Here is a 25787-nt window from a genome sequence, read left to right as displayed (position 1 = left end):
GACAAGCGCGCCAAAAGGCCTGCGACTCAGCCTGAGGGGCCCAAAGTCACGTTCTGCGGGCTAGCATGACCGCTCTATGACGAGCCCTCCGACCAACCACGATACCAACCCATCGCCCCGCCCCGTAGCTCAACCCGCATTCCCAAGGAGACAAGGCAGCCGCGGGGTACGCATAGCCTGGGGTGTGGCGGCGAGCGTGATGGGGCTGCTCTTGATTGGCGCGGTGACTTTGACCCAGTGGGACTGGAATCGCGCCAAGCCCTGGCTGAACCAAGCCGCCAGCGAAGCGAGCGGACGACAGTTTGCGGTGGAAGGCGACCTGTCCGCTTCCTGGCACTGGCCGCAGCCCCTCGAAGAGGGCTGGCACCGCTGGATACCCGGCGTCACCGTGCAGGGCACGCAGCTGGTTCTGCAAGACCCCCCAGGGTTCGCCCGCACAGGGAAGAGCGCAGAACCGCGCCCCACGGCCAGCGCGGAGGTGGCACGCGCGTCGCTCAAGCTCTGGCCGTTGCTGGCTCGTGAAGTGGTGATTGATACCTTGGAACTCTCTGGCCCGGATATCTCACTGGCTCGGCTGCGCGATGGGACCAACAACTGGACCTTCCCCCAAAAAGATCCCACCGATACGAAGACTCGCTGGTCGTTCAGCGTCCACCAGCTGGCGGTTCGTAAAGGCCGACTGGGGTATGCCGACGCCATACAGGACCTGGACCTAACCGCCCGCGTCGATACCTTGCCAGAAGAGACGGCAATGGCGCCCCCGCACGCAGCAGCCTCGTCTGCGGCCAGCGCAGACGTTGCTTCTGGTTCCCCACGCTATGGTGTGCGATTCGATGTGATGGGTACGCTGGGCAAAGCACGCATCGAAGGCCACGGCAAGGCCGGCTCCGTCCTCACACTGCGTGACAAGGAAGTGAACTACCCCCTGCAATTCACAGCCAAGGCGGGCAGTGTGGAAACAGCGGTTCAGGGTATTTTGGCCAACCCGGGCGCCCTGTCAGGCATGGATTTTCAGGTGATGCTCAAGGGCGCCAGCATGGCGGATCTGTACCCGCTCACGGGCCTGGTTCTGCCCAACACACCTGCGTTTCAAACGCAGGGCCGACTGCAGGGTAGCCTGCAGCCAGGCCGCGCCGTGTGGAACTATCGTGACTTCACCGGAACAGTCGGTCAGAGCGACCTTCACGGCAATCTGCGCTTTGTATCAGGGGCGCCGCGCGGCAAGCTGTCGGGAGCCATCACATCCAACCAATTGCGGCTTGCAGACCTGGGGCCAGTGCTCGGGACAGCCACCACGGCGAAGGCCCCAGCGGGTCGCAATGGCAGGGTATTGCCCAACGCGGCCTTCGCCACCGATCGTTGGAGCAACATGGACATGGATCTGAAATTCTCGGGACAACGAGTGATCCGCCCCGACAGCCTGCCACTGGAAGACCTCAGCGTGCACGCGGTGCTCGACGATGCAGTGCTGCGCCTGGAGCCTTTGCATTTTGGCGTAGCCAAAGGCCAGATTGAGTCAGAGCTGGTGCTGGATAGTCGCAAACGACCGCTCACCGTACGCATGGACACCCGCGTGCAAAACCTGCGACTCGCTGCCTTGTTCCCCGAGGTGGAATTGACGCGTAAAAGCCTGGGCCGGCTGGACGGTGCCATCGCATTGAATGGCCAAGGCAACTCCGTGGCGCAATGGCTCGGCACAAGCAACGGCGAGGCGCGCCTGTATGTGCGCGAGGGAACCCTGAGCCGCGAACTGCTGGACCGCGCTGCGCTCAACGTCGGCAGCATTGTGATTGGCAAACTGTTTGGCGACGACAAGGAGGTGCAGCTCCGTTGCGCAGTGGCAGACCTGGCCGTGCGTGAAGGGGTTGCCACAGTCCGCACTGCCAAGCTGAGCACCAACGAAGCGGTGGTGGATGTCACCGGCACCATCGACATGGCAGACGAGCGCCTGAACCTGAGCGTGAAGCCTGCATCCCTGGAGTGGAAGTTCTTTTCTTTGCGCACTCCGTTGTATGTGCGCGGCACGCTGGGCAAGCCCGACGTGGGCGCAGAACCGGGCCCCTTGCTGCTGCGCGCAGGTGCAGCCATTGCCGCTGCGGTGGCCGCGCCTGCAGCGTTGGCGCTGATACCGGTCACAGTCCCTGGCGCTGACGACGATGCGCAGTGTGCGCCCTTGCTTGCTCAGGCCACACAACCGGTGAAGGCGGGGCGCGCTAGCGCTCCAGCCGCACGCACCCCAGCACGCTAGAAAACACCTATACATCGCCTCTGGTGGTGTATACCCCCAGCGGCCATTGCCAATGAAAAAGCCCACGGTTGACGCCGTGGGCTTTTCGCGAACTTGCGAGGAACGCAAGGTCAGTCGGTCGTTGCCTCTTCCGGCTCTGCAGGTTCAGACTTCGCCGAGCGCTCCTTCTTAGGCAAAGGCTGGATGTCCAGAAGCACTTCGGGCGTTTCCACCCCCTTGTCGTCCTTCTTCATCTCAATGTCCACAGTCAGGCGTCCGCCTTCGGTCAGGCGGCCAAACAGCAGCTCATCGGCCAAGGCACGGCGGATCGTGTCCTGAATCAGTCTCTGCATCGGGCGCGCGCCCATCAGGGGGTCGAAGCCCTTCTTGGCCAGATGCTTGCGCAAGGCGTCGGTGAAGGTGACTTCCACCTTCTTCTCGGCCAGCTGAGTCTCCAGCTGCAGCAGGAACTTGTCCACCACGCGCAAGATGATCTGCTCGTCGAGCGCCTTGAAGTTGACAATAGCATCCAACCGGTTGCGGAACTCGGGCGTGAACAGGCGCTTGATATCGCCCATCTCGTCGCCCGCCTGACGCGGGTTGGTAAAGCCGATGGTCGCCTTGTTCATGGTCTCGGCGCCAGCATTCGTGGTCATGATGATGAGCACGTTGCGGAAGTCGGCCTTGCGGCCGTTGTTGTCCGTCAGCGTGCCATGGTCCATGACCTGCAGCAACACGTTGAAGATGTCAGGGTGCGCTTTCTCGATCTCGTCGAGCAGCAGTACCGCGTGCGGCTTCTTCGTGATGGCTTCGGTCAGCAGACCCCCTTGGTCAAAGCCCACGTAGCCCGGGGGCGCGCCGATCAGGCGGCTCACGGCATGGCGCTCCATGTACTCGGACATATCGAAGCGGATCAGCTCGATGCCCATGATGTACGCGAGCTGTTTGGCCGCTTCGGTCTTGCCGACACCCGTGGGACCGCTGAACAGGAACGAGCCGATGGGCTTGTCACCCTTGCCCAGACCCGAACGCGCCATCTTGACAGCGCTGGCGAGCACCTCAAGCGCCTTGTCCTGACCGAAAACCACGCTCTTAAGGTCGCGCTCCAGCGTCTGCAGCTTGCCGCGGTCGTCATTGCTGACATTGGCCGGCGGGATGCGCGCGATCTTGGCCACGATCTCTTCGATCTCGGCCTTGCCGATGGTCTTCTTGCGCTTGCTGGGCACCAGGATGCGCTGCGCGGCACCGGCTTCGTCGATCACGTCGATGGCCTTATCAGGCAAATGGCGGTCGTTGATGTACTTGGCACTCAGTTCGGCTGCAGCCTGCAGGGCTGCAGCAGCGTACTTCACGCTGTGGTGCTCTTCAAAGCGGCTCTTGAGGCCCTTCAAGATGTCGATGGTCTCGGCCACGCTGGGCTCGACCACATCCACCTTCTGGAAGCGGCGCGACAGCGCAGCATCCTTTTCGAAGATGCCACGGTACTCGGTGAACGTGGTGGCACCGATGCACTTGAGCTGGCCACTGGACAGCGCAGGCTTGAGCAAGTTGGACGCATCCAAAGTGCCGCCCGAGGCCGCGCCCGCACCGATCAAGGTGTGGATTTCGTCGATAAAAAGGATGGCATTGGGCTTGTCCTTGAGCGACTTGAGCACGCCTTTGAGGCGCTGCTCGAAATCGCCTCGGTACTTGGTGCCCGCCAGCAACGCGCCCATGTCGAGCGAGTACACCGTGGCTTCGGCAAGGATTTCAGGCACGTCGTTCTGCGTGATGCGCCAGGCCAGCCCCTCGGCAATGGCAGTCTTGCCCACACCGGCTTCGCCCACCAGCAGCGGGTTGTTCTTGCGGCGGCGGCACAGGATCTGGATCGTGCGCTCGACCTCGTAGTTGCGGCCGATCAGCGGGTCGATCTTGCCGTCCTTGGCCGCCTGGTTCAGGTTCTGGGTGAACTGCTCCAGGGGCGAGGCTTTTTCATTGCGCTCGCCACCACCGCCTTCTTCGCCCTCGGCCTGATTTTCAGCCTTGGCGGGTTCCGGTGGCTCGCCCTTCTTGATGCCGTGGGCAATGAAGTTGACCACGTCCAGGCGCGTGACGCCCTGCTGGTGCAGGTAGTACACAGCGTGCGAATCTTTCTCGCCGAAGATGGCCACGAGCACATTGGCGCCCGTCACCTCTTTCTTGCCGTTGCCCGTGGACTGCACGTGCATGATGGCGCGCTGGATCACCCGCTGGAAGCCCAGGGTGGGTTGAGTGTCCACCTCGTCGGTACCGGCGACCTGGGGCGTGTTGTCTTTGATGAAGTTCGACAGCGATGAACGCAGATCATCGATGTTGGCCGAACATGCGCGCAGCACCTCCGCTGCGCTGGGGTTATCGAGCAATGCAAGCAACAGATGCTCCACGGTGATGAACTCGTGGCGCTGCTGACGGGCCTCAACAAAGGCCATGTGCAAGCTGACTTCCAGTTCCTGGGCAATCATGTGAACTCCTTTGTGCTTGCGTGGAAGGGATAACTGTAGATCGGGACAAAAGACCTGTTATTCAACAGGCTCACTGACACATTGCAGTGGGTGGCCCGCCTTGAGGGCGGCGTCAAGCACTTGCTCTACCTTGGTGGCGGCCACATCGCGCGAATAAACGCCGCAAACGCCTTTGCCATCCAGGTGGATCTTCAACATGATCTGGGTGGCCGTTTCGCGGTCCTTGCTAAAAAACTCCTGCAGCACCACGATGACGAACTCCATGGGCGTGTAGTCGTCATTGAGCATGACCACCTGGTACATCTGGGGCGGCTGGGTCTTTTGGGTGCGCCTCTCGAGCACGACCGAACCGCCGTCATCCCGCGCTGGCCGAGTCACCGGCGGCGCGGTGGGGGGTGAAGGTGGTTTTGTTGCCATGAAAATCATTCTAGCGACCCGAAGAAGGTGCTGCTGCAGGAGAAGCTGGTTGTGGGGCAGGTATTTTTCAAGCCAGCCGTTGACCGAAACTCTGGCAGAACAATCCGTCACTCATAGACCACATTGGCAGCACCGGCGCCTACTTGGGCCGTCCACGCTGCAAGGGCCGCATCGCTGGGGTAAAAACGCGCGTTTTCGCCCAATTGCAACTCCGCCACCGCGGCCGCATCGTCCGACTGGCAGCGCACACCCATGCGCACGCGCAGCCCGTGCACCAGCTCTCCTTCGGCGACCTCTTCACGCACCGGCGGAAATTCGCGCACCAGGCGTGGCACATCTGGCGCCTTGTCACCCACGGTCACATGCAGATATTTGCCAAACCGGCAACGCGCGCCCGCCAAATCCCACACCTGCTGCACCTTGACGCGCAGGCCACCGCTGAAGTGGTCCAGCTGCAACCTTCCCATCATCACCACAAACTCATCCTCCTTGAGTTGGTTGCGGTAGGTGTTGAGCAGCGCTTCATCCGCAGACGCTTCGATCACTGCAGACTTGTCGTCCAGCTTGAAGAGCCCCAGCTTGCCCCGTTGCCCGTTGATGACCCGGAAGTCGCTGATGATGCCGGCCAGGACCTGGGGCTCACGGCTATCCAGCAGCTCGTCGATCTGGGTGCGCACAAAACGGCGCACCTCCGTCGCCACTTCATCAAATAGGTGGCCAGACAGGTAGAACCCCACGGCGGTTTTTTCCAGCGTGAGCCGCTCCTTGATGCCCCAGGGCGTTGCATCCACCAGGTCTGGCTCCTGCGTGCTGGAGCCATGGGCATCGTCGCCCATCATGTCGAACAACCCCCCTTGGTTCACGTTGGCCAGCGTTGCAGCGGCAAAGTCAAACGCACGGTCAATCGAAGCGACCAGGGCTGCCCGGTTGAGATGGATGGAGTCAAAGGCGCCCGCCTTGATCAGAGCCTCCACCGTGCGCTTGTTCATGCGGGCCTTGTCCACCCGCACACAGAAATCAAACAGGCTCTTGAAAGGACCCTTCGTCGAGCCCTGTGGGCCTTCCCCGCGCCCTTCGCGGGCGGCGACGATGGCTTCAATCGCCTGTTGACCCGTGCCTTTCACGGCCCCCAGGCCATAACGGATGATCTTGTCAGTGACGGGTTCGAACCGGTAAAAGCCCCGGTTCACATCCGGCGGCTCAAACGACAGCCCCATCTTTTGCGCGTCTTCAAACAACACCTTGAGCTTGTCGGTGTCATCCATTTCCACCGTCATGTTGGCGCAGAAGAATTCGGCGGTGTAGTGCACCTTGAGCCAGCCGGTGTGATACGCCAGCAGGGAATAAGCAGCTGCGTGCGACTTGTTGAAGCCGTAGCCCGCAAACTTCTCCATCAAGTCGAACACCTCGTCAGCCTTCTCCTGGCTGATGCCCTTCTCGGCAGCTCCCTTGCGGAAAATGGCGCGGTGTTCGGCCATTTCCTCGGCCTTCTTCTTGCCCATGGCCCGGCGCAGCATGTCGGCGCCGCCCAGGCTGTAACCGCCCAGCACCTGAGCGGTCTGCATCACCTGCTCCTGGTACACCATGATCCCGTAAGTCTCGGCCAGCACAGGCTCCACCAGCGGGTGGGGGTAGATGACCTCTTCCTTGCCATGCTTTCGGTTCACGAAGCTGGGAATCAGGTCCATGGGCCCTGGCCGGTACAACGCGTTCAGTGCAATCAGGTCTTCCAGCCGGCTGGGGCGGGCCTCTTTCAACATACCCTGCATGCCGCGGCTTTCAAACTGGAATACCGCTTCAGTCTTGCCCTCGGAGAACAGCCGGTACGTCGGCCCGTCGTCGAGCGGAATGTTCTCGAACGCAAAGTTCTCCTGGCCCTTGTGGCGCTTGATGATGAACTCGCGCGCAATCTCCAGAATGGTGAGCGTTGCCAACCCCAAAAAGTCGAACTTGACCAGTCCGATGGCCTCGACGTCGTCCTTGTCGTACTGGCTCACGGCCGACTCACTGCCCGGCTGCTGGTACAGCGGGCAGAAATCGGTGAGTTTGCCGGGCGCGATCAACACGCCGCCGGCATGCATGCCGATGTTGCGCGTCATGCCCTCAAGCTTTTGCGCCATCTCGATGACGGTCTTGACGTCTTCTTCCTTGCGCACGCGCTCGTAGAGCATGGGCTCCAGCTCCAGCGCGTAGTTGTTCTTGTCGCCTTCCTTCTTCACCTCGGGCGGATAGGCCAGGGTGTAGGACATGCCGGGCTTGCCGGGCACCAGCTTGGAAATACCGTCGCAGAAGGTATAGCTCATGTCCATGACCCGGCCCACGTCGCGGATCGCAGCCTTGGCTGCCATCGTGCCGAAGGTGGCGATCTGGCTCACAGCGTTCTTGCCGTATTTGTCCTTGACATAGTCAATCACCCGGTCGCGGTTGGACTGGCAGAAATCGATGTCGAAGTCAGGCATCGACACACGCTCTGGGTTCAGAAAGCGCTCGAACAGCAGGTTGTATTGCAGCGGGTCCAGGTCGGTGATCTTCAGCGCATAGGCGACCAGCGAGCCGGCACCTGAACCACGGCCCGGCCCCACCGGGCAGCCATTGTTCTTCGCCCACTGAATGAAGTCACCCACGATCAGGAAGTAGCCGGGAAACCCCATCTTGAGAATGGTGCCCAGCTCGAACTCCAGTCGCTCCACATAGCGTGGTCGCTGCTTGTCTCTTTCGGTCTCGTCTGGGAAGAGATGCTTGAGGCGCTCCTCCAACCCTTCGAACGACGCGTAGCGGAAATACTCATCGATGGGCATGCCATTGGGCGTCGGAAAGTCCGGTAACTGCGGTTTGCCCAACACCAGGGTCAGATTGCAGCGTTGCGCAATCTCGACCGTATTGGCAATGGCCGATGGCAGGTCAGCAAACAAGGCCTCCATCTCCGCAGAGGTCTTGAAATACTGGTCGCGAGTGAACTTGCGCACCCGGCGGGGGTTGGCCAGGATTTCCCCTTCTGCGATGCAGATGCGGGCCTCATGCGCCTCGTAGTCATCGGGCCCGGCAAACTGAATTGGGTGGGTTGCGACGACGGGCAGGCTCAGTCGTGCAGCGAGCTGTGCTGCCGCAACCACATGGGCTTCATCGTCAGTGCGGCCAGCGCGTTGAAGTTCCACATAAAACCGGTGCGGGAAAATGCCCCCCAGACGCAACGCAATGTCTGCAGCGCCCGACTCATCCCCCTTCATCAGCGCCTGCCCTACCGGACCGGCCTGAGCGCCAGACAACGCGATTAATCCCTCGGATAACTCCTCCAGCCATGCCCAGGTGCTCAACGCCAGGTTTTTCACAACGTTGCGCGTCCAAGCGCGGGCCAACAGCTCCGAAAGGTTCAGATACCCCTGCCGACTCTGAACCAGAACGATGAGACGCGACGGGGGGGCACCGGCCTCGCCTTCGAGAAAGATCTCCGCGCCCAGGATGGGCTTGACACCCTTTCCCCGCGCCTCTTTGTAGAACTTGATCGCGCCAAAGAGATTATTGAGATCGGTGATAGCCAGAGCGGGCTGGCCGTCTTTGGCAGCGGCTTTGGCCACCTCGTCGATGCGATTGGTACCGTCAACGACGGAGAACTCGGTGTGCAGGCGCAAATGAACAAACATGCGGGCATTGTAGAAACCCCGGCGGCTCACGGCAGCACTGGCGCCCGCTGCGCCTTGGCGCGGCAGGCGCCGCCGGTACAATGCTTTTTCGTGCCTGAAATGGTGGTGGCAGCTTGCGTGTCGGGTGTGTTCAGTGCACCGGCCCGCAACAACACCCCTGAGCCCCTTTTGGCGCACCTCCTTTTTCCTTTGCTGAAAGCTGCTTGCGATGCTGCGTGCCCCACTGCCCCTTGTTTCTGCCCTGCTGCTGGCTGGTTTGCTGGCTGGTTGCTCCAGCACCACGGTCGATAAAACGGCGGGCTGGAGTCCAAATCGCATTCACTCGGAAGCCCAGGACGAAATGAACAGCGGGGCCTACGACAAGGCCGTTCCGCTGCTGGAAAAGCTGGAGGGCCGTGCTGCAGGTACCCCCTTGGCCCAACAGGCGCAGATCGACAAGGCCTATGCCCACTACAAGGCGGGCGAAAAAGCGCAGGCCATCGCAACGCTCGACCGGTTCATGAAGCTGCACCCTGCAAGCCCGGCTCTGGACTATGCGCTGTACCTGAAAGGCCTGGTCAACTTCAACGACAACCTGGGCCTGTTCTCGTTCATCTCTCGCCAAGACCTGTCCGAGCGCGACCAGAAAGCCGCCAAAGACTCCTTTGAAGCTTTCAGCGAACTGGTCACGCGCTTTCCTGAATCCCGCTACGCGCAGGACTCGCGCCAGCGCATGACCTACATCGTCAATTCGCTGGCGCAGTATGAAGTGCATGTGGCGCGCTACTACTTCCAGCGTGGCGCCTATGTGGCAGCCATTGGCCGCGCACAAGTGGCATTGGCAGACTACCAAGGTGTGCCAGCGCTTGAAGAGGCGCTGTATATCCTGATCCAGTCCTACGACGCGCTCGGAATGACCCAGCTGCGCGACGACGCCCGCCGTGTGATGGACAAGTCCTACCCACAAAGCGCCTATCTGAATGGCGGCTTCAAGGGCAAGTCGGATCCGTGGTGGAAGGTTTGGTAAGCGCCATCAACGCAGACTCGAATTCTTCGGGCGATTCCAGCCTGCACATCGGAGGCAATGCGGCCAGCAAGCGCTTGCCGTAACCCATCGTCACCAGGCGTGTATCGCCCACCACCAAGATACCCCGGTCGGTTTCATGCCGGATCAAGCGCCCGGCCCCCTGCTTGAGCGCAACCGCCGCCTCCGGCAGCGCGCAGGATGTAAACGCTTTGCCACCCGCCCTTTCGAGGTGCTGGGTACGCGCCTCCACCAACGGATCTCCCGGGGGTGGGAACGGCAGCTTGTCGATGACCACCAGTTGCAGAGCATCGCCCGGCACATCAAACCCTTCCCAGAACGAAGCCGAGGCCACCAGCACACAACCCGGTCGGCCGTGTGATGCGCCTTCGCGAAAACGCTCCATCAAGCGCCGCTTGGGCCACTCCCCCTGAACCAACACCTCCAACGCGCCGGAGGTCTGCCAACGCTCTTTGAGGGCGTCGCCAATGATGCGCAAGGCCTTGAGCGTGGTGGTCAGCACCAGCGTGCGCCCGCCCAGCGGCTCGGCGGCCAACGCAACCCACTCCGCCACACTGCGGCTGTGGGACGGATCCGCAGGCGATGGCAACTGGCGCGGCACATAAAAAGCCGCCTGTCGGGCATAGTCAAACGGACTGGCCACGCGAAGGATGCGTGCATCCTTCAGTCCGGCTCGTTCGGTGAACCAGGTCAAGGCCTCATCGGTACCCAGCGTCGCAGACGTGAAAATCCACGCCCTGCCCATATTTGCGGCCGGCTCTTCAGGCCAGGCTTCGCCCTCCGAGGTTTCTGCGGGTAACGTCAGAATCCGGGTGCGCATGGCATCTGCAATGTCCAGCGGAGACTCGATCAGACGCAACTGGTTGCCCACATCGAGCCAACGCACCGCATCGGCCTGACAAGGTCCCGAAAACCTGGCCAGCCGTGCCAACAGTGCACTGCCACGTTCGTACAAGCGCTCCAGATCGGGCGATATTTCGTTCACCGTGTCCAGCGCCTCTAGCGACTGCGCACATGCCGATCCCAATGCGCGCAACGCGGCATGCCACGCACCGCCCGAGAGACCTTCGGGGGCCTCCTCCGTCCAGCGCACTCTGGCCCCTGCTACAACGCCATTCGCCCCCTGGAAAATCGCGTTGCCTACGACCAGACGAAGGTCCCGCGCAGACAACTCCAGAATCTGCGACAGCCCCGCCCAGTCCGCCAACCCGCGCGCATGTTGTAGTCCGGCGATCAGCAGGTCGCGGGCAAAGTCCATCCATTGCCCCGTGGACATCTGCGTCCCCAGAAACTGAACGCCGGTCTCATTGATCTGGTGGGCCTCATCAAAAACGACCACACGCACCGTCGGTAGCAACTCGGCCATGCCCGACTCGCGCACCGCCACATCGGCAAAGAACAGGTGGTGGTTGATGACCACAATGTCTGCCGCCAACGCCTCGCGCCGCGCGCGGTGCACATGGCATTCCCGAAAGCGGGGACACGAGGACCCCAGGCAGTTCTCACGCGTCGAAGTGACCAACGGAATCACCGGCGAGCGCTCATCCAATCCGGTCAGCTCGGCCAGATCGCCGGATACGGTCTGGCGCGACCAGTCCTCCACCTTGGCCAGCACGCGGGCAACGCCACGGTCCTGGGCCTGGACATCCAGGCGTGCCTGCTGCATGCGATGCAGACATAAATAACTGGCGCGCCCCTTCAACAGGGCCATGCGAACGGGCAGCCCCAGGATCTGGGCCAGCAGAGGCAGGTCGCGCGCGAACAGCTGGTCCTGCAGGGCCTTGGTCGCGGTAGACAACAGCACCCGCTCACCACTCAGCAAGGCGGGCACCAGATAGGCGTAGGTCTTGCCCACGCCGGTACCCGCCTCCACCACCAGCGCGCCCCCTTCTGCAATGGTCTGAGCCACCGCAATGGCCATCTGGGTCTGGCCGTCACGCGGCTGAAAATGCCCATCTGCCCGCGCCAACACACCACCGGCGGCAAACACCTCGGGCACCATGGCCACCAACGACATCAGGCGGGCTCTTGGGGTTCGAGTTGCCGCTCCAGCCGCTCCATGGCGTCCCGCAGCACCAGCCGGCGCTTTTTGAGACGGCGCAAGGTGAGTTCGTCGGGCGCCGCATCGGGCGTACACCGGTCGATGAGCGCATCGAGATCGGCATGTTCCATGCGCAGTTCGATCAACTGGCGGTGGGGGGAGTGCAGACTGGGTTTCAAGGCAGAGGGCCACGGGCATGGCAAAAATGCCACAGGCGGGCGGATAATACGCGCTTGGCCCGCTTTCCACGACAGGCGTTCGCGTAGGCGCCCCCACAATCTGCAGCATGACCAAAGCGTTTCGCCTCATCGCCTCCACCGGCATCCACAAGGGTGACCGCGAATACCAGCAAGACCAGGTGGCACTGATCTCCCATGAGCGGCACAACGGCTGCGTGCTGGGTGTGGTCGCCGACGGGATGGGTGGCCGCAGCGGCGGGCGCAAGGCGTCGGACCAGGTCATGATGACGGCGCGCCAGTTGTTCGAGCGCTATTCGCCCGACACCGACGACCCGGTGGCAATGCTCAAGAATATGGTCGAAGAGGCGCACATCGTCATCCGGCTGACCGCCATCTCGGCAGAGCAAGAACCCCACAGTACCATCGCGGCGTTTCTGATCAACCCCCGGGGTGACTGCCACTGGGTCCATGCCGGCGACTCGCGCATCTATCACTTTCAGGGTTCCCGGCTGGCGTTTCGCACCAGCGACCACTCCTATGTGCAAGCGCTGGTCGATCGGGGTGAGCTGACGGAAGCCGAGGCCAACAACCATCCCCACTCCAACATCCTGGTGGGCTGCCTGGGCACCGAAAGTGACCCGCCCATCACGACCCATGTCATTCCACAGCTTCAGCCGGGCGATGTCTTACTGGCCTGTAGTGACGGGGTGTGGCACTACTTTTCTCCTACTGAGCTGGCATCGGTAGTCGATTCGCTGTCCCCCCGGGAGGCGACAGAGTTCCTGATTGAAAAAGCCCGCTCCCGCGCACGTGGAGGCGGCGACAACCTCTCGCTGGTGGTCGTCAAGATCGAGGCCCTGGCCGAAGAGAAAAAAATTGCGCGCCTGACGCCCCTGGACATGAGCCGGCCCTGAGGATCTCGCCCGCTCCACCAGCCGGGAGCAGGGGTTGTGCAGGGATTTCATCGGGTAGTGATGAGACTGCCCCACCCTGCCTCCCTATTGGCTGATGCGCCTGGGATCTCCCGCCCCTTCTGATCGCCTGTCCCCCTGCGGGCTTTCCCAATTCAACGCATCGGCGCAGACGCGGCAGGCGCCGGCAAGGGCGCAGCAGGCTTGCGCCCCTGGGCCAAGGCATCGGATCTGGATTTTTCAACCCGCGCGCGACGCTCCTCCGCAGCCTGGAGCGCCTGTTCATGTTTGGCACGCGACTGGGCCGCGCGATCCGCGTTGGCGGCAGCACGTGTGGCCTGCTCAGTCGCCTGAGCCTGGGCGCGGCTGTTTTGTTGCTGCGCGCGTTGGTGCGCTTCTGAGTCGCGCTGCGCCTTGGCAGCTTCCGGATCAGCCGCTGGCTTGCGAACCTGTGCCTCCGCACGCTTGGCCGCGGGGGGGACGGCTGTTTGCTTGTCCTCGATGGCCCGCAGGCGCTCTGCCGCTTTCTCCCTGCGCTCGGCATCATTGATTTCGATTTCCTGCGCGCGCAGTCGGTCGTGGGTCTCCCGCGCCTTGGCGCGTACGCCGCGCAAGCAGTCCTCTACCGCAAAGCGCTGGTAGCACACCGCCTCTTCCTGCTGGCGCCGGGCTGTCAGCGCCTCGCGTTCGCGTGCGATACGGTCACGCTCAGCCTTTCGATGCGCAGCAGCCGACGAAGACGCAGAGTTTGCCTCCGCCTCGGTGGCAGCACGGGCCGGAGCAACCAGCACAGGTACCACTGAGCAAGCCAGCACCACCAACACCGCCCACAAACGCCCACCGGTCTTGCTCATGTCAACCCCGTATCCACCGTGCGGCGCTCCAGCGCCAGAAATTCCTTGGATTGCATCTCGTTGAGCCGCGACACCGTGCGTGGAAACTCGTGCGCCAGTGGCCCCTCGGTATACAGCTGCTCAGGCGGCACAGCCGCCGACAGAATGAGTTTGACCCTGCGGTCGTACAACACGTCCACCAGCCAGGTAAACCGCCGCGCTGGCGATGCCATGCTCACGGGCATGTACGGAACATCGGACAACAGCACCGTATGGAACTGCGTCGCAATCTCCAGATAGTCGTTCTGCGACCGGGGCCCGCCGCACAGGGTCTTGAAGTCAAACCACACCACCCCGCCAGCCTTGCGCCGGGCTCGAATTTCGCGCGCCTCGATATGTAGCACGGGGTCTTCGTCATGCACTTCGGCGAGCTGGTCGAACGCCCGGTTCATCTCGGCGTCCGCCTCGGGGCCCAGTGGCGTGTGATACAGCTTCACATGCTCCAGCGTCCGGCGGCGATAGTCGGTGCCGTTGTCCACGTTGACCACTTCGAGCCGCTCATTGAGCAGGTCAATTGCCGGCAGGATGCGGTCGCGATGCAAGCCACCGGGGTAAAGATCGTCAGGCTTGAAATTGGAAGTGGTCACAAAGCCGACACCGTTGTCGAACAACGCCACCAGCAACCGGTGCAGGATCATCGCGTCCGTGATGTCCGCCACATGGAACTCATCAAAACAAATGAGCTTGTAGCGTTTGGCGATGCGCTCGCCCAACACGTCCAGCGGATTGACCGTGCCCTGGAGGGCTGCGAGTTCGCGATGTACTTCACGCATGAATTCGTGAAAGTGCAAGCGCACCTTGCGCTTCAGGGGCACAGCGTCAAAAAAGCACTCCATCAAAAAGCTCTTGCCCCGCCCCACGCCGCCGTACATGTAGACGCCACGCGGAATCTCGGGGCGGTTGATCAGCTTCTTGATCGCATTGGAGCGCCGTGCCTTGTACTGAGCCCACTCGTCAGCACAGCGCTGCAGGGCATCCACTGCACGCAGCTGGGCGGGGTCGCTTTGGTAGCCTTTGGCGGCCAGCTCGGCCAGGTAAGCCTGTTTGACGGTCACTTTGTGGATGCTCTGATACTACAAAAATAATAGCTACAAGCGCATGTAAATCATGCGCCTGTAGCTGATTGAGGCCTCAATCAGAAGTTCAGAGTGCGCTTGTCCACTGCCAGCGCTGCTTCTTTGGTGGCTTCGCTCAGGCTGGGGTGGGCGTGACAGATGCGCGCGATGTCTTCGCTGCTGGCCTTGAACTCCATGGCCACCACGGCCTCGGCGATCAGTTCGCTGGCCTGTGGGCCCACGATGTGAACGCCCAGGATTTCATCCGTCTCGGCATCGGCCAGCATCTTGACCATGCCGGTGGTGTCGCCCAGCGCGCGTGCGCGGCCGTTGGCGAGGAACGGGAAGCTGCCAGCCTTGTACTTGACGCCGTCGGCTTTGAGCTGCTGCTCAGTGCGGCCCACCCAGGCAATCTCGGGGCTGGTGTAGATCACCCAGGGGATGGTGTTGAAGTTGACGTGGCCATGCTGGCCGGCGATGCGCTCGGCCACGGCAACACCTTCTTCCTCAGCCTTGTGCGCTAGCATCGGGCCACGCACCACGTCACCCACGGCCCAGACGCCCCGCAGGTTGGTCTTGCAGTCAGCATCCACCACGACGGCGCCGCGCTCGTCCAGTTGCAGGCCCACGGCTTCGGTGTTCAGGCCAATGGTGTTGGGCACGCGGCCGATGGAAACGATGAGCTTGTCCACATCCAGCGACTGGGCTTCGCCCTTGGCGTTGGTGTAGGCAATGCTCACGCCCTTCTTGCTGGTCTTGATCTCGCCAACCTTCACGCCCAGCTCGATCTTCAGGCCCTGCTTGTCGAATGCCTTCTTGGCTTCCTTGGCGATCTGCTCGTCCACCGCACCCAGGAAGGTCGGCAGGCCTTCAAGGATGGTGACTTCAGCACCCAGGCGGCGCCACACCGAGCCCATTTCCAGGCCGATCACGCCCGAGCCGATCAGGCCCAGCTTCTTGGGCACGGCGCCGACGCGCAGGGCGCCATCGTTGGACAGCACCAGTTCCTCATCAAACGGCGTGCCGGGCAGCGCACGGGCGTTGGAGCCGGTGGCGATGATGATCTGCTTGCCGGTCAGCGTCTCTTCAGCGGCACCCGCCACCTTGATCTCGTAACCCCCCTCGACGGCCTTGGCGAACGAGCCACGGCCGTGGAAGAAGCTGACCTTGTTCTTCTTGAACAGGTACAGGATGCCGTCGTTGTTCTGCTTCACGACGGCGTCCTTGCGGGCAATCATCTTGGCCACGTCCATCTTGACGCCGGTCGCCGTGATGCCGTGCTCGGCAAAGTGCTTGTTGGCATGCTCGAAGTGCTCGGACGACTGCAGCAGCGCCTTGGAGGGGATGCAACCGACGTTGGTGCAGGTGCCGCCGGGTGCGGGGCCGCCCTTGTCGTTCTTCCACTCGTCGATACAGGCGACATTGAAGCCCAGCTGGGCGGCGCGGATGGCGGCAATGTAGCCGCCAGGGCCGCCACCAATGACGATCACATCAAATTGTTTGCTCATGGGAAATCTCGTTCAGTCAGTTGGAGAAAGACCCACCGGCGGGCAGGACCAGAGGCCGGGCCACGCGGGTGGGTCGATGCAGTCAGGGGATCAGATGTCGAACAGCAGGCGCGATGGGTCTTCCAGCGCGTCCTTCATCGCCACCAGGCCCAGCACGGCTTCGCGGCCGTCGATGATGCGGTGGTCATAGGACATGGCCAGGTAGTTCATCGGGCGGATCACGATCTGGCCGTTTTCGACCACGGCGCGGTCCTTGGTGGCGTGCACGCCCAGGATGGCCGACTGGGGCGGGTTGATGATGGGCGTGGACAGCATGGAGCCGAACGTGCCGCCATTGGAGATGGAGAACGTGCCGCCGGTCATTTCTTCAATGCCCAGCTTGCCTTCAGCAGCCTTCTTGCCGAACTCAGCGATCTTTTTCTCGATGTCGGCGAAGCTCATCTGGTCTGCATTGCGCAGGATGGGCACCACCAGGCCACGGGGCGAGCCGACGGCGATACCGATGTCGAAGTAGCCGTGGTAAACGATGTCGTTACCGTCCACCGATGCGTTCAGCACAGGGTACTTCTTAAGGGCATGCACAGCAGCCTTGACGAAGAAGGACATGAAGCCCAGCTTGGTGCCGTGCTCTTTGGTGAAGCTGTCCTGGAACTTCTTGCGCAGGTCCATCACGGGGGCCATGTTCACTTCGTTGAACGTGGTCAGGATGGCGTTGGTCGACTGCGACTGCAGCAGACGCTCGGCCACACGGGCGCGCAGGCGGCTCATGGGCACGCGCTGCTCGGGACGGCCGCTCAGGTCTTCCTTGCCAGTGGGCGCTGCCACCTGGGGCAGTGCCTTGGTGGGCACGCCCGTGGGAATCACGCTGGGCGCAGCCACGGCAGCCACGGCAGCCTTGGCGCCGCCCGCCACTGCAGCCAGCACATCGCCCTTAGTCACGCGGCCATCCTTGCCCGAACCGGCCACGGCCGACACAGACAGGTTGTTGTCGGCCAACAGCTTGGCTGCGGCAGGCATGGCCACATCACCCTTGGAGCCGCCAGCAGCGGCGGGGGCTGCAGCAGGTGCTGCCGCAGCCACGGGAGCTGCTGCTGCCGGAGCAGGAGCTGCAGCACCGGCCTTGCCTTCGGTGTCGATCTTGGCAATGAGCTGGTCAGCCACCACCGTGGCGCCATCGCCCTGGATGATTTCTGCCAGCACGCCAGCGGCGGGCGCTGGCACTTCGAGCACGACCTTGTCGGTTTCGATTTCGATCAGGATTTCATCCACGGCCACGGCCTCACCGGCCTTCTTCTTCCAGGTCAGCATCGTGGCTTCGGCCACGGATTCGGACAGCTGAGGGACTTTGACTTCTACGATAGCCATATCAATTCTTTCGGAATGGGGTTTTGTTCTGTTGTCGGGTCGCAGCTGGCCTTACTTGGTCAGGACAAAACCCTTGAGCTTGGCAAACGCGCCGTCCACCAGCGCCTTTTGTTGTTCCTGGTGCAGGTGCGAGTAACCCACGGCTGGCGATGCCGAAGCAGCGCGACCGGAGTAGCCCAGCTTCTGGCCGTCGAGCATGTTTTCGTGGATGTAGTGCTGCACGAAGAACCAGGCGCCCTGGTTCTGCGGCTCGTCCTGGCACCACACCACGTCGGTAGCGTTCGGGTACTTCTTCAGCTCAGCGGAGAACGCCTTGTGCGGGAAGGGGTACAGCTGTTCGACGCGCAGAATCGCCACATCGTCGGCTTCCTTCTCGGCGCGCTTCTTCACGAGGTCGTAGTACACCTTGCCCGAGCATGCGATCACGCGCTTGACCTTAGCGGCCTTTTTCACGATCGCTTCATCCTGTTCGGGGATCACCGTCTGGAAGCTACCCTTGGTGAACTCAGACAGCGGCGAGGTGGCGTCCTTGTTGCGCAGCAGCGACTTGGGCGTCATGATGATCAGCGGCTTGCGCAGATCACGCACCATCTGGCGACGCAACACGTGGAAGATCTGGCTGGCCGTGGTGGGCTGCACGATCTGCATGTTGGTGTCGGCAGCCAGCTGCATGAAGCGCTCCAGGCGGGCCGAGCTGTGCTCAGGGCCCTGGCCTTCATAGCCGTGGGGCAGCATCAGGGTGATGCCGTTCACACGGCCCCACTTCACTTCGCCCGAGGCGATGAACTGGTCGATCACCACTTGCGCGCCGTTGGCGAAGTCGCCGAACTGCGCTTCCCAGATCACCAAGGTGTTGGGGTCGTTCGATGCATAGCCGTACTCGAAGCCCAGCACCGCCTCTTCGGACAGGATGGAGTCGATCACGACAAACGGAGCCTGGTTGTCGGCCACGTTTTGCAGCGGGACATAGGTACCGATGTCCCACTTCTCGCGCTTTTGATCATGGATCACGGCGTGGCGGTGCGTGAACGTGCCACGGCCGCAGTCCTCGCCGGACAGGCGCACTGGGTAGCCGCTGGCCACCAGCGAAGCAAACGCCATGTGCTCGCCCATACCCCAATCCACGGGCATATCGCCACGGCCCATCGCAGCACGGTCGTCGTACACCTTCTTGACGAGCTGGTGTGGCGTGACGCTGTCAGGGATGGTGGTGATCTTCTCAGCCAGACGCTTCCACTCGGCCAGCGGGATAGCGGTGTCACCAGCATCCGTCCACTTTTTGCCCAGGAACGGGCTCCAGTCCACGGCGTACTTGCTCTTGAAGTTGGTCAGCACCGGATCGACCGTGTGCTTGCCCGCGTCCATGGCGGCACGGTAAGCCTTGACCATGTCATCGCCCAGCGACTCGCCCAGACCTTGGGTGGCCAGCTTGTCGGCGTACAGCTTGCGGGTACCGGGGTGTGCGCCAATCTTCTTGTACATCAGCGGCTGCGTCAGAGCCGGGGTGTCCTGCTCGTTGTGGCCCAGCTTGCGGAAGCAGATGATGTCCACCACGACGTCTTTCTTGAATTCCATGCGGAATTCAAGCGCCAGTTGGGTCGCCAGAACCACGGCTTCTGGGTCATCACCGTTCACGTGCAGCACGGGCGACTCGATCATCTTCACGATGTCGGTGCAATACAGCGTGGAGCGTGCGTCACGTGGATCGGAGGTAGTGAAACCGATCTGGTTGTTGATGATGATGTGCACCGTGCCGCCCGTGTAGTAGCCACGGGTCTGGGCCAGCGCCAGCGTTTCCTGGTTGACGCCTTGGCCCGCAAAAGCTGCGTCGCCATGGACCAGCACTGGCAGAACCTGCTTGCCATGGGGGTCGGCACGGCGATCCATGCGAGCGCGCACAGAGCCTTCGACCACCGGGTTCACGATTTCGAGGTGCGATGGGTTGAATGCCAGCGACAGGTGAACCGGGCCGCCGGGGGTGGTCACGTCCGAACTGAAGCCCTGGTGGTACTTCACGTCACCCGCAGGCAGGTCTTCGGGAGCGGTGTGGTCGAACTCTGCGAACAGGTCCTTAGGCATCTTGCCCAGGGAGTTGACCAGCACGTTCAGACGGCCACGGTGGGCCATACCGATCACAATTTCTTGCACACCCTTGGCGCCAGCAGACTGGATGAGTTCATCCATCGCAGCGATGAAGCTCTCACCACCTTCGAGCGAAAAACGCTTTTGACCTACGTACTTGGTGTGCAGGAAACGCTCGAGGCCTTCAGCGGCCGTCAGGCGGTCCAGGATCTGCTTCTTCTTGTCCGCGCCAAAGTTGGGCTTGCTGCGGATGGTTTCCAGCTTCTCTTGCCACCAGCGCTTCTGATTCTGGTCGGTGGCGTACATGTATTCGGCACCGATGGAGCCGCAATAGGTCTCGCGCAGCGCGTTGATCAACTCGCGCAAGGTCATCGACTCTTTGCCGAAGAACGTGTTGCTGGTGTTGAACACGGTTTCCTGGTCGGCATCGCTGAAACCGTAGAAAGAGGGTTCCAGCTCGGGAATTGCGGGACGCTCGGTGCGCTTGAGCGGGTCCAGATCGGCCCAACGTTGGCCCACGTTGCGATAGGCGGCGATCAGTTGCTGTACGGCCGTGCGCTTGCGACCCAGCTCCGAGTCGGCACCGGTCGCCACCACCACCTTGGTGCCGCCTTGCTTGGCGCGCTCTGCGAAGGCATTGATGACGGGCAGGTGCGGAACGTCTTTGGCGTTGCTGCCATCCACGGCCGGGACGTGCTGCAGCGCATCAAAGTACTCGCGCCACGTATCTGGCACGCTACCGGGGTTGGCGAGATAGTTCTCGTACATCTCTTCGACATAGGGCGCATTGCCGCCGAAGAGGTAAGTGTTGCCTTGGTAGGCTTGATAGACGGATGTCGTATCGCTCATATTCCGCTGACCTCCGCTTTCCTTGGGAAAGCATTAGCTGGTTGAGAAACCTTCCGCGACACGGCTGAACCGGTTGGCGGATGCGACTGTGGCTGGGGAAGGGCCTTGGTACGGCCGCCATTGTGCCACTGAACCAAAGTCCACCCCTAAAAAATGGATGCGGCCATCACTGCATCCTCCAAAAATCCGCTTCGACTGGCGCCTCGCGTACATTCCGGGTATCCCATTTCAAACCCAACTCCATGCCGCATCAACACCTCCAGGACAAAGCCTTTTTGCTGCTGCTCACCGTCGTCACCATCGCATTCGGCACGATCCTGTGGCAGTTTCACGGAGCCGTTTTCTGGGGTGTCATTCTTGCCATCCTCTTTGCGCCACTGCATCGCAAATTGCTGAGAAAAATGCCAAGGCGCCCCACACTGGCGGCGCTGTGCACGCTTGGCCTGTGCCTGGTGGTGGTGATCCTGCCCATGGCTGCCATCACGGTGTCGTTGATTCAAGAAGCCACCGCCATCTATGAGCGCGTACGCTCCGGCCAGATCAATTTTGGGCTGTACCTGCAACAGGTCATCGCCGCCCTACCCGCCTGGGCCGTCAACCTGCTCGATCGCCTGCAACTGACCAGCGTGAGCGAGCTTCAACAGAAGCTTTCATCCTTTGCGGTACAGGCCAGTCAATTTGTTGCGACGCAGGCGCTGAGCATCGGCCAAAACACACTCGAGTTCATCGTCAGCTTCGGCATCATGCTGTATCTGCTGTTCTTCCTGCTGCGCGACGGTGCCAGCCTGGCGAAGCGTATCGGTCAGGCCACCCCCCTGGAAGAGGCCCACAAACGTCAGCTGGTGGACAAATTCACCACCGTGATCCGAGCCACGGTTAAAGGCAACATTGTGGTAGCAGCCTCTCAGGGCGCACTGGGCGGCATGATTTTCTGGATCCTGGGCATCCAGGGCCCTGTGCTGTGGGGGGTTCTGATGGCCTTCCTGTCGCTGTTGCCCGCAGTGGGCGCCGGGCTGATTTGGGTACCCGTCGCCATCTACTTTCTGGCAACCGGTGCCATGTGGCAAGGGGTGGTGTTGACGGCGTTTGGAGTCTTTGTGATTGGACTCGTGGACAACATCTTGCGCCCCGTTCTGGTGGGCAAGGACACCAAGATGCCCGACTACATCGTGCTGATATCCACCTTGGGCGGCATGGCCTTGTTCGGCCTGACGGGGTTTGTGATCGGCCCCGTGATTGCGGCCTTGTTCATGGCCAGTTGGGACCTTTTTGCACCCTCGGCTGAAACGGACGCCCCCACCCAGTGATACCCGCTTGGCCCAGACCAAGCGTGCCAATATCCCGGGGCATCACGCCCCAATGACCTCAGATAAGCTGAGCACCAAAAACAAAAGCCTCCCGAGGGAGGCTTTTGGCGGAAAACGCACTTGAAAGTACGTTTTTGAATCGAGTGGTAGGACGTACAAGATTCGAACTTGTGACCAACGGATTAAAAGTCCGCTGCTCTACCAACTGAGCTAACGTCCCGACCGATTGCAACCATCGTATCGATTGCTGCAAAGCCTTGGATTATAGCGTCTTTTTCCCTGCCGATTTGGAATCGGTTACAAGTTTATCGAGTACCCAGCCGGCCGCACATTGACCGAAGGTCGCAGTCACGGCAACCACCGATCCGTAGCCATGGCAGTTCAAAGATCCATCGCCATCGATGTTGCAGGAGGTATCTGGCGGAGCTACCGCCTCGCGGCTGAAAACACAGGGGACCCCGATCTTCTTGCCCTCACGCGGCGCGCCATGGTGCTTGCGCAGCTGGTAGCGCATCTGTGCCAGCAGCGGGTCGTGGGTCGTGAATGCAAGATCATCCACATCCACCTTGTGCGCATGCCGCTTGCCGCCTGCTGCGCCCACGGTGATGTGCAGCACACCATGGGCCCGCGCCCACACCGACAACGCCGTTTTGGCCTTGATCTGGTCACACGCATCAATCAGTGCGTCCACAGGCGTCTGCAACAAATCCGGCCAATTTCCGGGCTCCACAAACTCCTCAACGCAGTGGACGGTGCATCCTGGGTGGATCTGCGCGATGCGATCGCGCATGGCCAAAACCTTGGCTTGCCCTACGGTGTCGGTCAATGCGTGGATCTGGCGGTTGATGTTCGATTCAGCGACATGGTCCAAATCGATCAAGGTGATTTGAGCGACGCCACTGCGAGCAAGCGCCTCCGCAGCCCAAGATCCGACGCCACCAATGCCGACCACGGCCACGTGAGCGGCCCGAATTCTGGCTGCCCCCTGCACGCCATAGAGCCGCTGAAGCCCGCCGAAGCGACGCTCCAATGCGTGCTCCGCCGCCTCGTCTGCGGCAGGTTGCGAGGCCAAGGCCACACCAACCGCCGTCATTTGAGCCTTGAGAGGCGCTCTTTGGCAGCAACGGCCGCTTCAGACTGCGGATAGGCTCGCAGAAGGTCTTCCAGCGTCTTGCGCGCAGTGCGGGTGTCCTTGAGCTCAATCTGGCAATTGGCGATGGACAGCGCGGCCTCGGGCGCACGTGCGTGCGTGGGGGCCTCGGCCAGCATCTGCTTGAAATTGCCGATGGCTTCCTTGTACTCGCGGGTCGCGTACTGGGCATTGCCCAGCCAGAAACGCGCAGAAGGCACGTAACCGCTGCGCGGATACTGCCGCACGAAGGCAGCGAAAGCGGCACTGGCGTCAGGGAACTTGCCGGACCGAAACACAGCCAGGGCCGCTTCAAAGTCCCGCTTTTCCGCCGGGTCTGCCTGAAACTCGCGGCCATCCACCGTGACCTTGATGGGCTCGAACTGCCGCAACCGCTCGTCCACGCCTTGGGCAATATCCTTCTGACGGCGCTGCAGCTCACCTACATCGCGCAGCAGCTGCTCGTTCTGGCCGTTCAGCTTGGCCTGCTCGGCGCGCAGGGTCTCGATCTGGGTCTGCAAATCCAGCAGACTGCGGCGCAGCTGAGCGTTTTCTTCGCCGAGCTTGCGCACCTCTTCGGCAGAGCGCTGCTGAGACAACTGCAGGCCATCCACGCGTTGTCGCATCTCCAAGATGGCGCGCCGCGCCTCGCCGTCTTCAAAGATCGCCGCATGGGCGGAAGACAACGACGCGGCGAGCATCGCGGCCATTGCCAGCGCCCGCAGCGAAAAAACCGGTGCAGCGGGCGCCATCAACGGTACGACAGTTCAGCGCGACGGTTCTGGGCGCGGGCGTCTTCGGTGGTGCCTTGGGCTGCAGGCTTTTCCTTGCCGAAACTCACGGCCTCGACCTGGCTGTCAGGCACGCCCAACAAGCCCAGCGAACGGCGCACAGCTTCTGCACGCTTCTGGCCCAGGGCCAGGTTGTACTCGCGGCCGCCACGGTCATCGGTATGACCTTCGATCATGACCTTGCGGTTGGGAGCCGCCTTGATGAAGCGGGAGTGTGCTTCGATCATCGACTGGAACTCGGGTTTGATCACGTAGCTGTCGTAGTCGAAGTACACGACGCGCGCAACGCCGACGGGGCCTGCGCCGTCACGGCCGGACTGGCCAAGGTCCACGCCAGCCACGCCGCTTTGCGACGTGTTGCCGGAGTTGGCACCGTTGTTGGCACCACCCATAGTGGAGGTCGCATTTTTGTCCTCGACAGGCACATCGTCCAGCTTCACGCCAGAACTGCAGCCCGCCATGAGAGCGGCAACGGTGAGGGCAAGGGTAATACGTTTCATCATCCAAATTTCTCCTGAAGGCTTGATAACTGAAATTGCAAATAAGTTCATTGCTTTTGGAACGGGCCCCAGTCCGGCTCGCGGATGTCGCCGGCCTGGCCGGCGAGACGCGCCTTGATCTTGCCGTCCAACGTGGTGGTCATGAGGGCCTCACGGCCCTGCTGCTGGGTGGCGTAAACAATGAGGCGGCTGTTGGGTGCAAAGCTGGGATTTTCGTCGGCCGTCGTGTCAGTCACTGCATTGACGGTGCCCGTGGACAGGTCCATCACGTGCAGCTTGAACGCCCCCCCCACGCGGGAGATGTAGGCCAGCCAGCGACCGTCGGGACTCACGCTGGGCGAGATGTTGTAGGTGCCGGTAAAGGTCACGCGCTCCGCATTGCCCCCTGACGCGCCCACCTTGTAGATTTGCGGCGCACCTCCCCGGTCGCTCACAAAGAAGATGCTGCGGCCGTCGCCTGAGAACACGGGCTCGGTATCGATGCCAGAGCTTTGCATCAATCGGCGCGGCTCGCCGCCATTCGCGTCGATGGTGTACAGCTGCGAACCACCGTCGCGGCTCAATGTCACTGCCAGCGTGCGGCCGTCTGGTGCCCAGGCTGGTGCACTGTTGGAGCCACGGAAGTTCGCGATCAAGCGTCTGCGACCTGTGGCCACATCGTGCACATACACCACCGGCTTGCGCGATTCGAACGACACGTACGCCAGCTGGCCGCCGTTCGGAGACCACGCGGGCGAGATGATGGGCTCGGGACTCGACAGTGCGGACTGGGCGTTTTCGCCGTCGGCATCTGCTACCCACAGGCTGTAACGGGGGCCGGTCTTGGTCACATAGGCAATGCGCGTTGAGAAGATACCGCGCTCGCCGGTGAGCTTTTCGTAGATGAAGTCGGCAATGCGGTGCGAGACCAGACGCAGGTCGCCCTGCGTAACGACAAAACTCTGCCCGCCCAGGTCTTGCCCCTTGACCACATCCCAAAGGCGAAAGCGCACATCAAAGCGCCCATCCGCCAATCGCGTGACGCTGCCAGTGGCCAGCGAATCCGCACTCTTCTGGCGCCACAGCGCGACATCTGGCCGCGCGGTTTCATCCAGCGCTGCCCCCGTTGCATCAATCGCGCGGAACTGCCCGCTGCGCTCCAGGTCTGCCTGGACGATGGCTGCGATTTTTTGGGGTGATTGCGCCTCACCGCGAAATGGAGCGATGGCGATGGGCAACTGGGTCAGCCCGACGCCGGTGACTTCCACTCGGAACTGAGCAAGCGCGGGAATGGAGGGAGAGGCGATGAGTGCGGCCAGCAACTGGCGGCGCAAGGGAAGCAGCGGGGCTGCGGGAGATGGGTGTTGGGAGATTCGATCTGTGGTCATTGGCATCCAGCAGTGGCCGAA

The 25787-nt window shown here is 61.9% G+C and carries 18 protein-coding genes and 1 tRNA gene; 4 read left to right on the top strand and 15 right to left on the bottom strand.

The window, feature by feature from the left end:
• Positions 1-76 precede the first annotated feature (76 nt).
• Complete coding sequence (locus ACODSM_RS07770) at positions 77-2248, top strand: AsmA family protein (RefSeq protein ID WP_488804862.1); 2172 nt, start codon at positions 77-79, stop codon at positions 2246-2248.
• A 110-nt stretch (positions 2249-2358) separates the two neighbouring features.
• Here the strand turns inward: ACODSM_RS07770 and clpA are convergent, their stop codons facing one another.
• From clpA to dnaE, 3 genes are all read right to left on the bottom strand, one after another.
• Positions 2359-4707 carry an ATP-dependent Clp protease ATP-binding subunit ClpA gene (gene clpA, locus ACODSM_RS07765; RefSeq protein ID WP_015013910.1) on the bottom strand — a complete coding sequence of 783 codons (2349 nt, stop codon included), beginning with the start codon at positions 4705-4707 and terminating at the stop codon, positions 2359-2361.
• Positions 4708-4764: 57 nt separating this feature from the next.
• Positions 4765-5133: an ATP-dependent Clp protease adapter ClpS gene (gene clpS, locus ACODSM_RS07760; RefSeq protein WP_015013909.1), complete on the bottom strand. Its 369-nt coding sequence runs from the start codon at positions 5131-5133 to the stop codon at positions 4765-4767.
• A 98-nt stretch (positions 5134-5231) separates the two neighbouring features.
• Positions 5232-8765: a DNA polymerase III subunit alpha gene (gene dnaE / locus ACODSM_RS07755; RefSeq protein ID WP_488804861.1), complete on the bottom strand. Its 3534-nt coding sequence runs from the start codon at positions 8763-8765 to the stop codon at positions 5232-5234.
• Between the two features lie 208 nt (positions 8766-8973).
• Between dnaE and ACODSM_RS07750 the strand changes: the two genes are divergently transcribed.
• Positions 8974-9771, top strand: a complete 798-nt coding sequence (locus ACODSM_RS07750; protein WP_015013907.1) for an outer membrane protein assembly factor BamD — start codon at positions 8974-8976, stop codon at positions 9769-9771.
• On the opposite strand, the gene yoaA is transcribed toward ACODSM_RS07750, so the two are convergent.
• Both yoaA and ACODSM_RS07740 read right to left on the bottom strand, forming a co-directional pair.
• Positions 9734-11806: a DNA repair helicase YoaA gene (yoaA, locus tag ACODSM_RS07745; protein ID WP_488804860.1), complete on the bottom strand. Its 2073-nt coding sequence runs from the start codon at positions 11804-11806 to the stop codon at positions 9734-9736. The two genes, ACODSM_RS07750 and yoaA, sit on opposite strands and share 38 nt — an antisense overlap.
• Entirely contained in the window at positions 11806-12009 is a 204-nt protein-coding gene (locus tag ACODSM_RS07740; RefSeq protein WP_099730408.1) for a YdcH family protein, read from the bottom strand. Before ACODSM_RS07740 ends, yoaA begins: the two co-directional genes overlap by 1 nt.
• 107 nt (positions 12010-12116) lie before the next feature.
• Between ACODSM_RS07740 and ACODSM_RS07735 the strand changes: the two genes are divergently transcribed.
• Positions 12117-12923 carry a PP2C family protein-serine/threonine phosphatase gene (locus ACODSM_RS07735; RefSeq protein WP_291442715.1) on the top strand — a complete coding sequence of 269 codons (807 nt, stop codon included), beginning with the start codon at positions 12117-12119 and terminating at the stop codon, positions 12921-12923.
• A 152-nt stretch (positions 12924-13075) separates the two neighbouring features.
• Here the strand turns inward: ACODSM_RS07735 and ACODSM_RS07730 are convergent, their stop codons facing one another.
• The 5 genes from ACODSM_RS07730 to ACODSM_RS07710 all read right to left on the bottom strand — a co-directional run bounded on the left by ACODSM_RS07730 (position 13076) and on the right by ACODSM_RS07710 (position 20672).
• Positions 13076-13774, bottom strand: a complete 699-nt coding sequence (locus ACODSM_RS07730) for a hypothetical protein (protein ID WP_488804859.1) — start codon at positions 13772-13774, stop codon at positions 13076-13078.
• Positions 13771-14868 (bottom strand): cell division protein ZapE, encoded by a 1098-nt coding sequence (gene zapE, locus ACODSM_RS07725; RefSeq protein WP_488804858.1) that lies wholly within the window; start codon positions 14866-14868, stop codon positions 13771-13773. The genes ACODSM_RS07730 and zapE overlap by 4 nt, the downstream gene beginning before the upstream one ends.
• Positions 14869-14948: 80 nt before the next feature.
• Positions 14949-16376 carry a dihydrolipoyl dehydrogenase gene (gene lpdA / locus ACODSM_RS07720; protein WP_488804857.1) on the bottom strand — a complete coding sequence of 476 codons (1428 nt, stop codon included), beginning with the start codon at positions 16374-16376 and terminating at the stop codon, positions 14949-14951.
• Between the two features lie 90 nt (positions 16377-16466).
• On the bottom strand, positions 16467-17741 hold the full coding sequence (gene odhB / locus ACODSM_RS07715; protein ID WP_488804856.1) for a 2-oxoglutarate dehydrogenase complex dihydrolipoyllysine-residue succinyltransferase: 1275 nt from the start codon (positions 17739-17741) through the stop codon (positions 16467-16469).
• Positions 17742-17792: 51 nt separating this feature from the next.
• On the bottom strand, positions 17793-20672 hold the full coding sequence (locus tag ACODSM_RS07710; RefSeq protein WP_488804855.1) for a 2-oxoglutarate dehydrogenase E1 component: 2880 nt from the start codon (positions 20670-20672) through the stop codon (positions 17793-17795).
• A 242-nt stretch (positions 20673-20914) separates the two neighbouring features.
• Between ACODSM_RS07710 and ACODSM_RS07705 the strand changes: the two genes are divergently transcribed.
• Entirely contained in the window at positions 20915-21979 is a 1065-nt protein-coding gene (locus ACODSM_RS07705) for an AI-2E family transporter (protein WP_488804854.1), read from the top strand.
• 144 nt (positions 21980-22123) lie between these two features.
• On the opposite strand, the gene ACODSM_RS07700 is transcribed toward ACODSM_RS07705, so the two are convergent.
• The 5 genes from ACODSM_RS07700 to tolB form a co-directional block, all read right to left on the bottom strand.
• A tRNA-Lys gene (locus ACODSM_RS07700) sits at positions 22124-22199 on the bottom strand.
• Positions 22200-22241: 42 nt separating this feature from the next.
• Entirely contained in the window at positions 22242-23072 is an 831-nt protein-coding gene (locus ACODSM_RS07695) for a tRNA threonylcarbamoyladenosine dehydratase (protein ID WP_488804853.1), read from the bottom strand.
• A complete protein-coding gene (ybgF, locus tag ACODSM_RS07690; protein WP_015013865.1) occupies positions 23069-23860 on the bottom strand; it encodes a tol-pal system protein YbgF in 792 nt (263 codons plus the stop codon). The genes ACODSM_RS07695 and ybgF overlap by 4 nt, the downstream gene beginning before the upstream one ends.
• The gene (gene pal / locus ACODSM_RS07685; protein ID WP_015013864.1) at positions 23860-24402 is read right to left on the bottom strand and encodes a peptidoglycan-associated lipoprotein Pal; all 543 of its coding nucleotides are present in this window, start codon (positions 24400-24402) and stop codon (positions 23860-23862) included. The genes ybgF and pal overlap by 1 nt, the downstream gene beginning before the upstream one ends.
• Before the next feature lie 44 nt (positions 24403-24446).
• On the bottom strand, positions 24447-25766 hold the full coding sequence (gene tolB / locus ACODSM_RS07680; RefSeq protein ID WP_015013863.1) for a Tol-Pal system beta propeller repeat protein TolB: 1320 nt from the start codon (positions 25764-25766) through the stop codon (positions 24447-24449).
• Between the last annotated feature and the right edge of the window lie 21 nt (positions 25767-25787).

The sequence above is a fragment of the Acidovorax sp. FG42 genome, from assembly GCF_057809195.1.
This window is presented reverse-complemented; position numbering and strand designations above follow the sequence as displayed.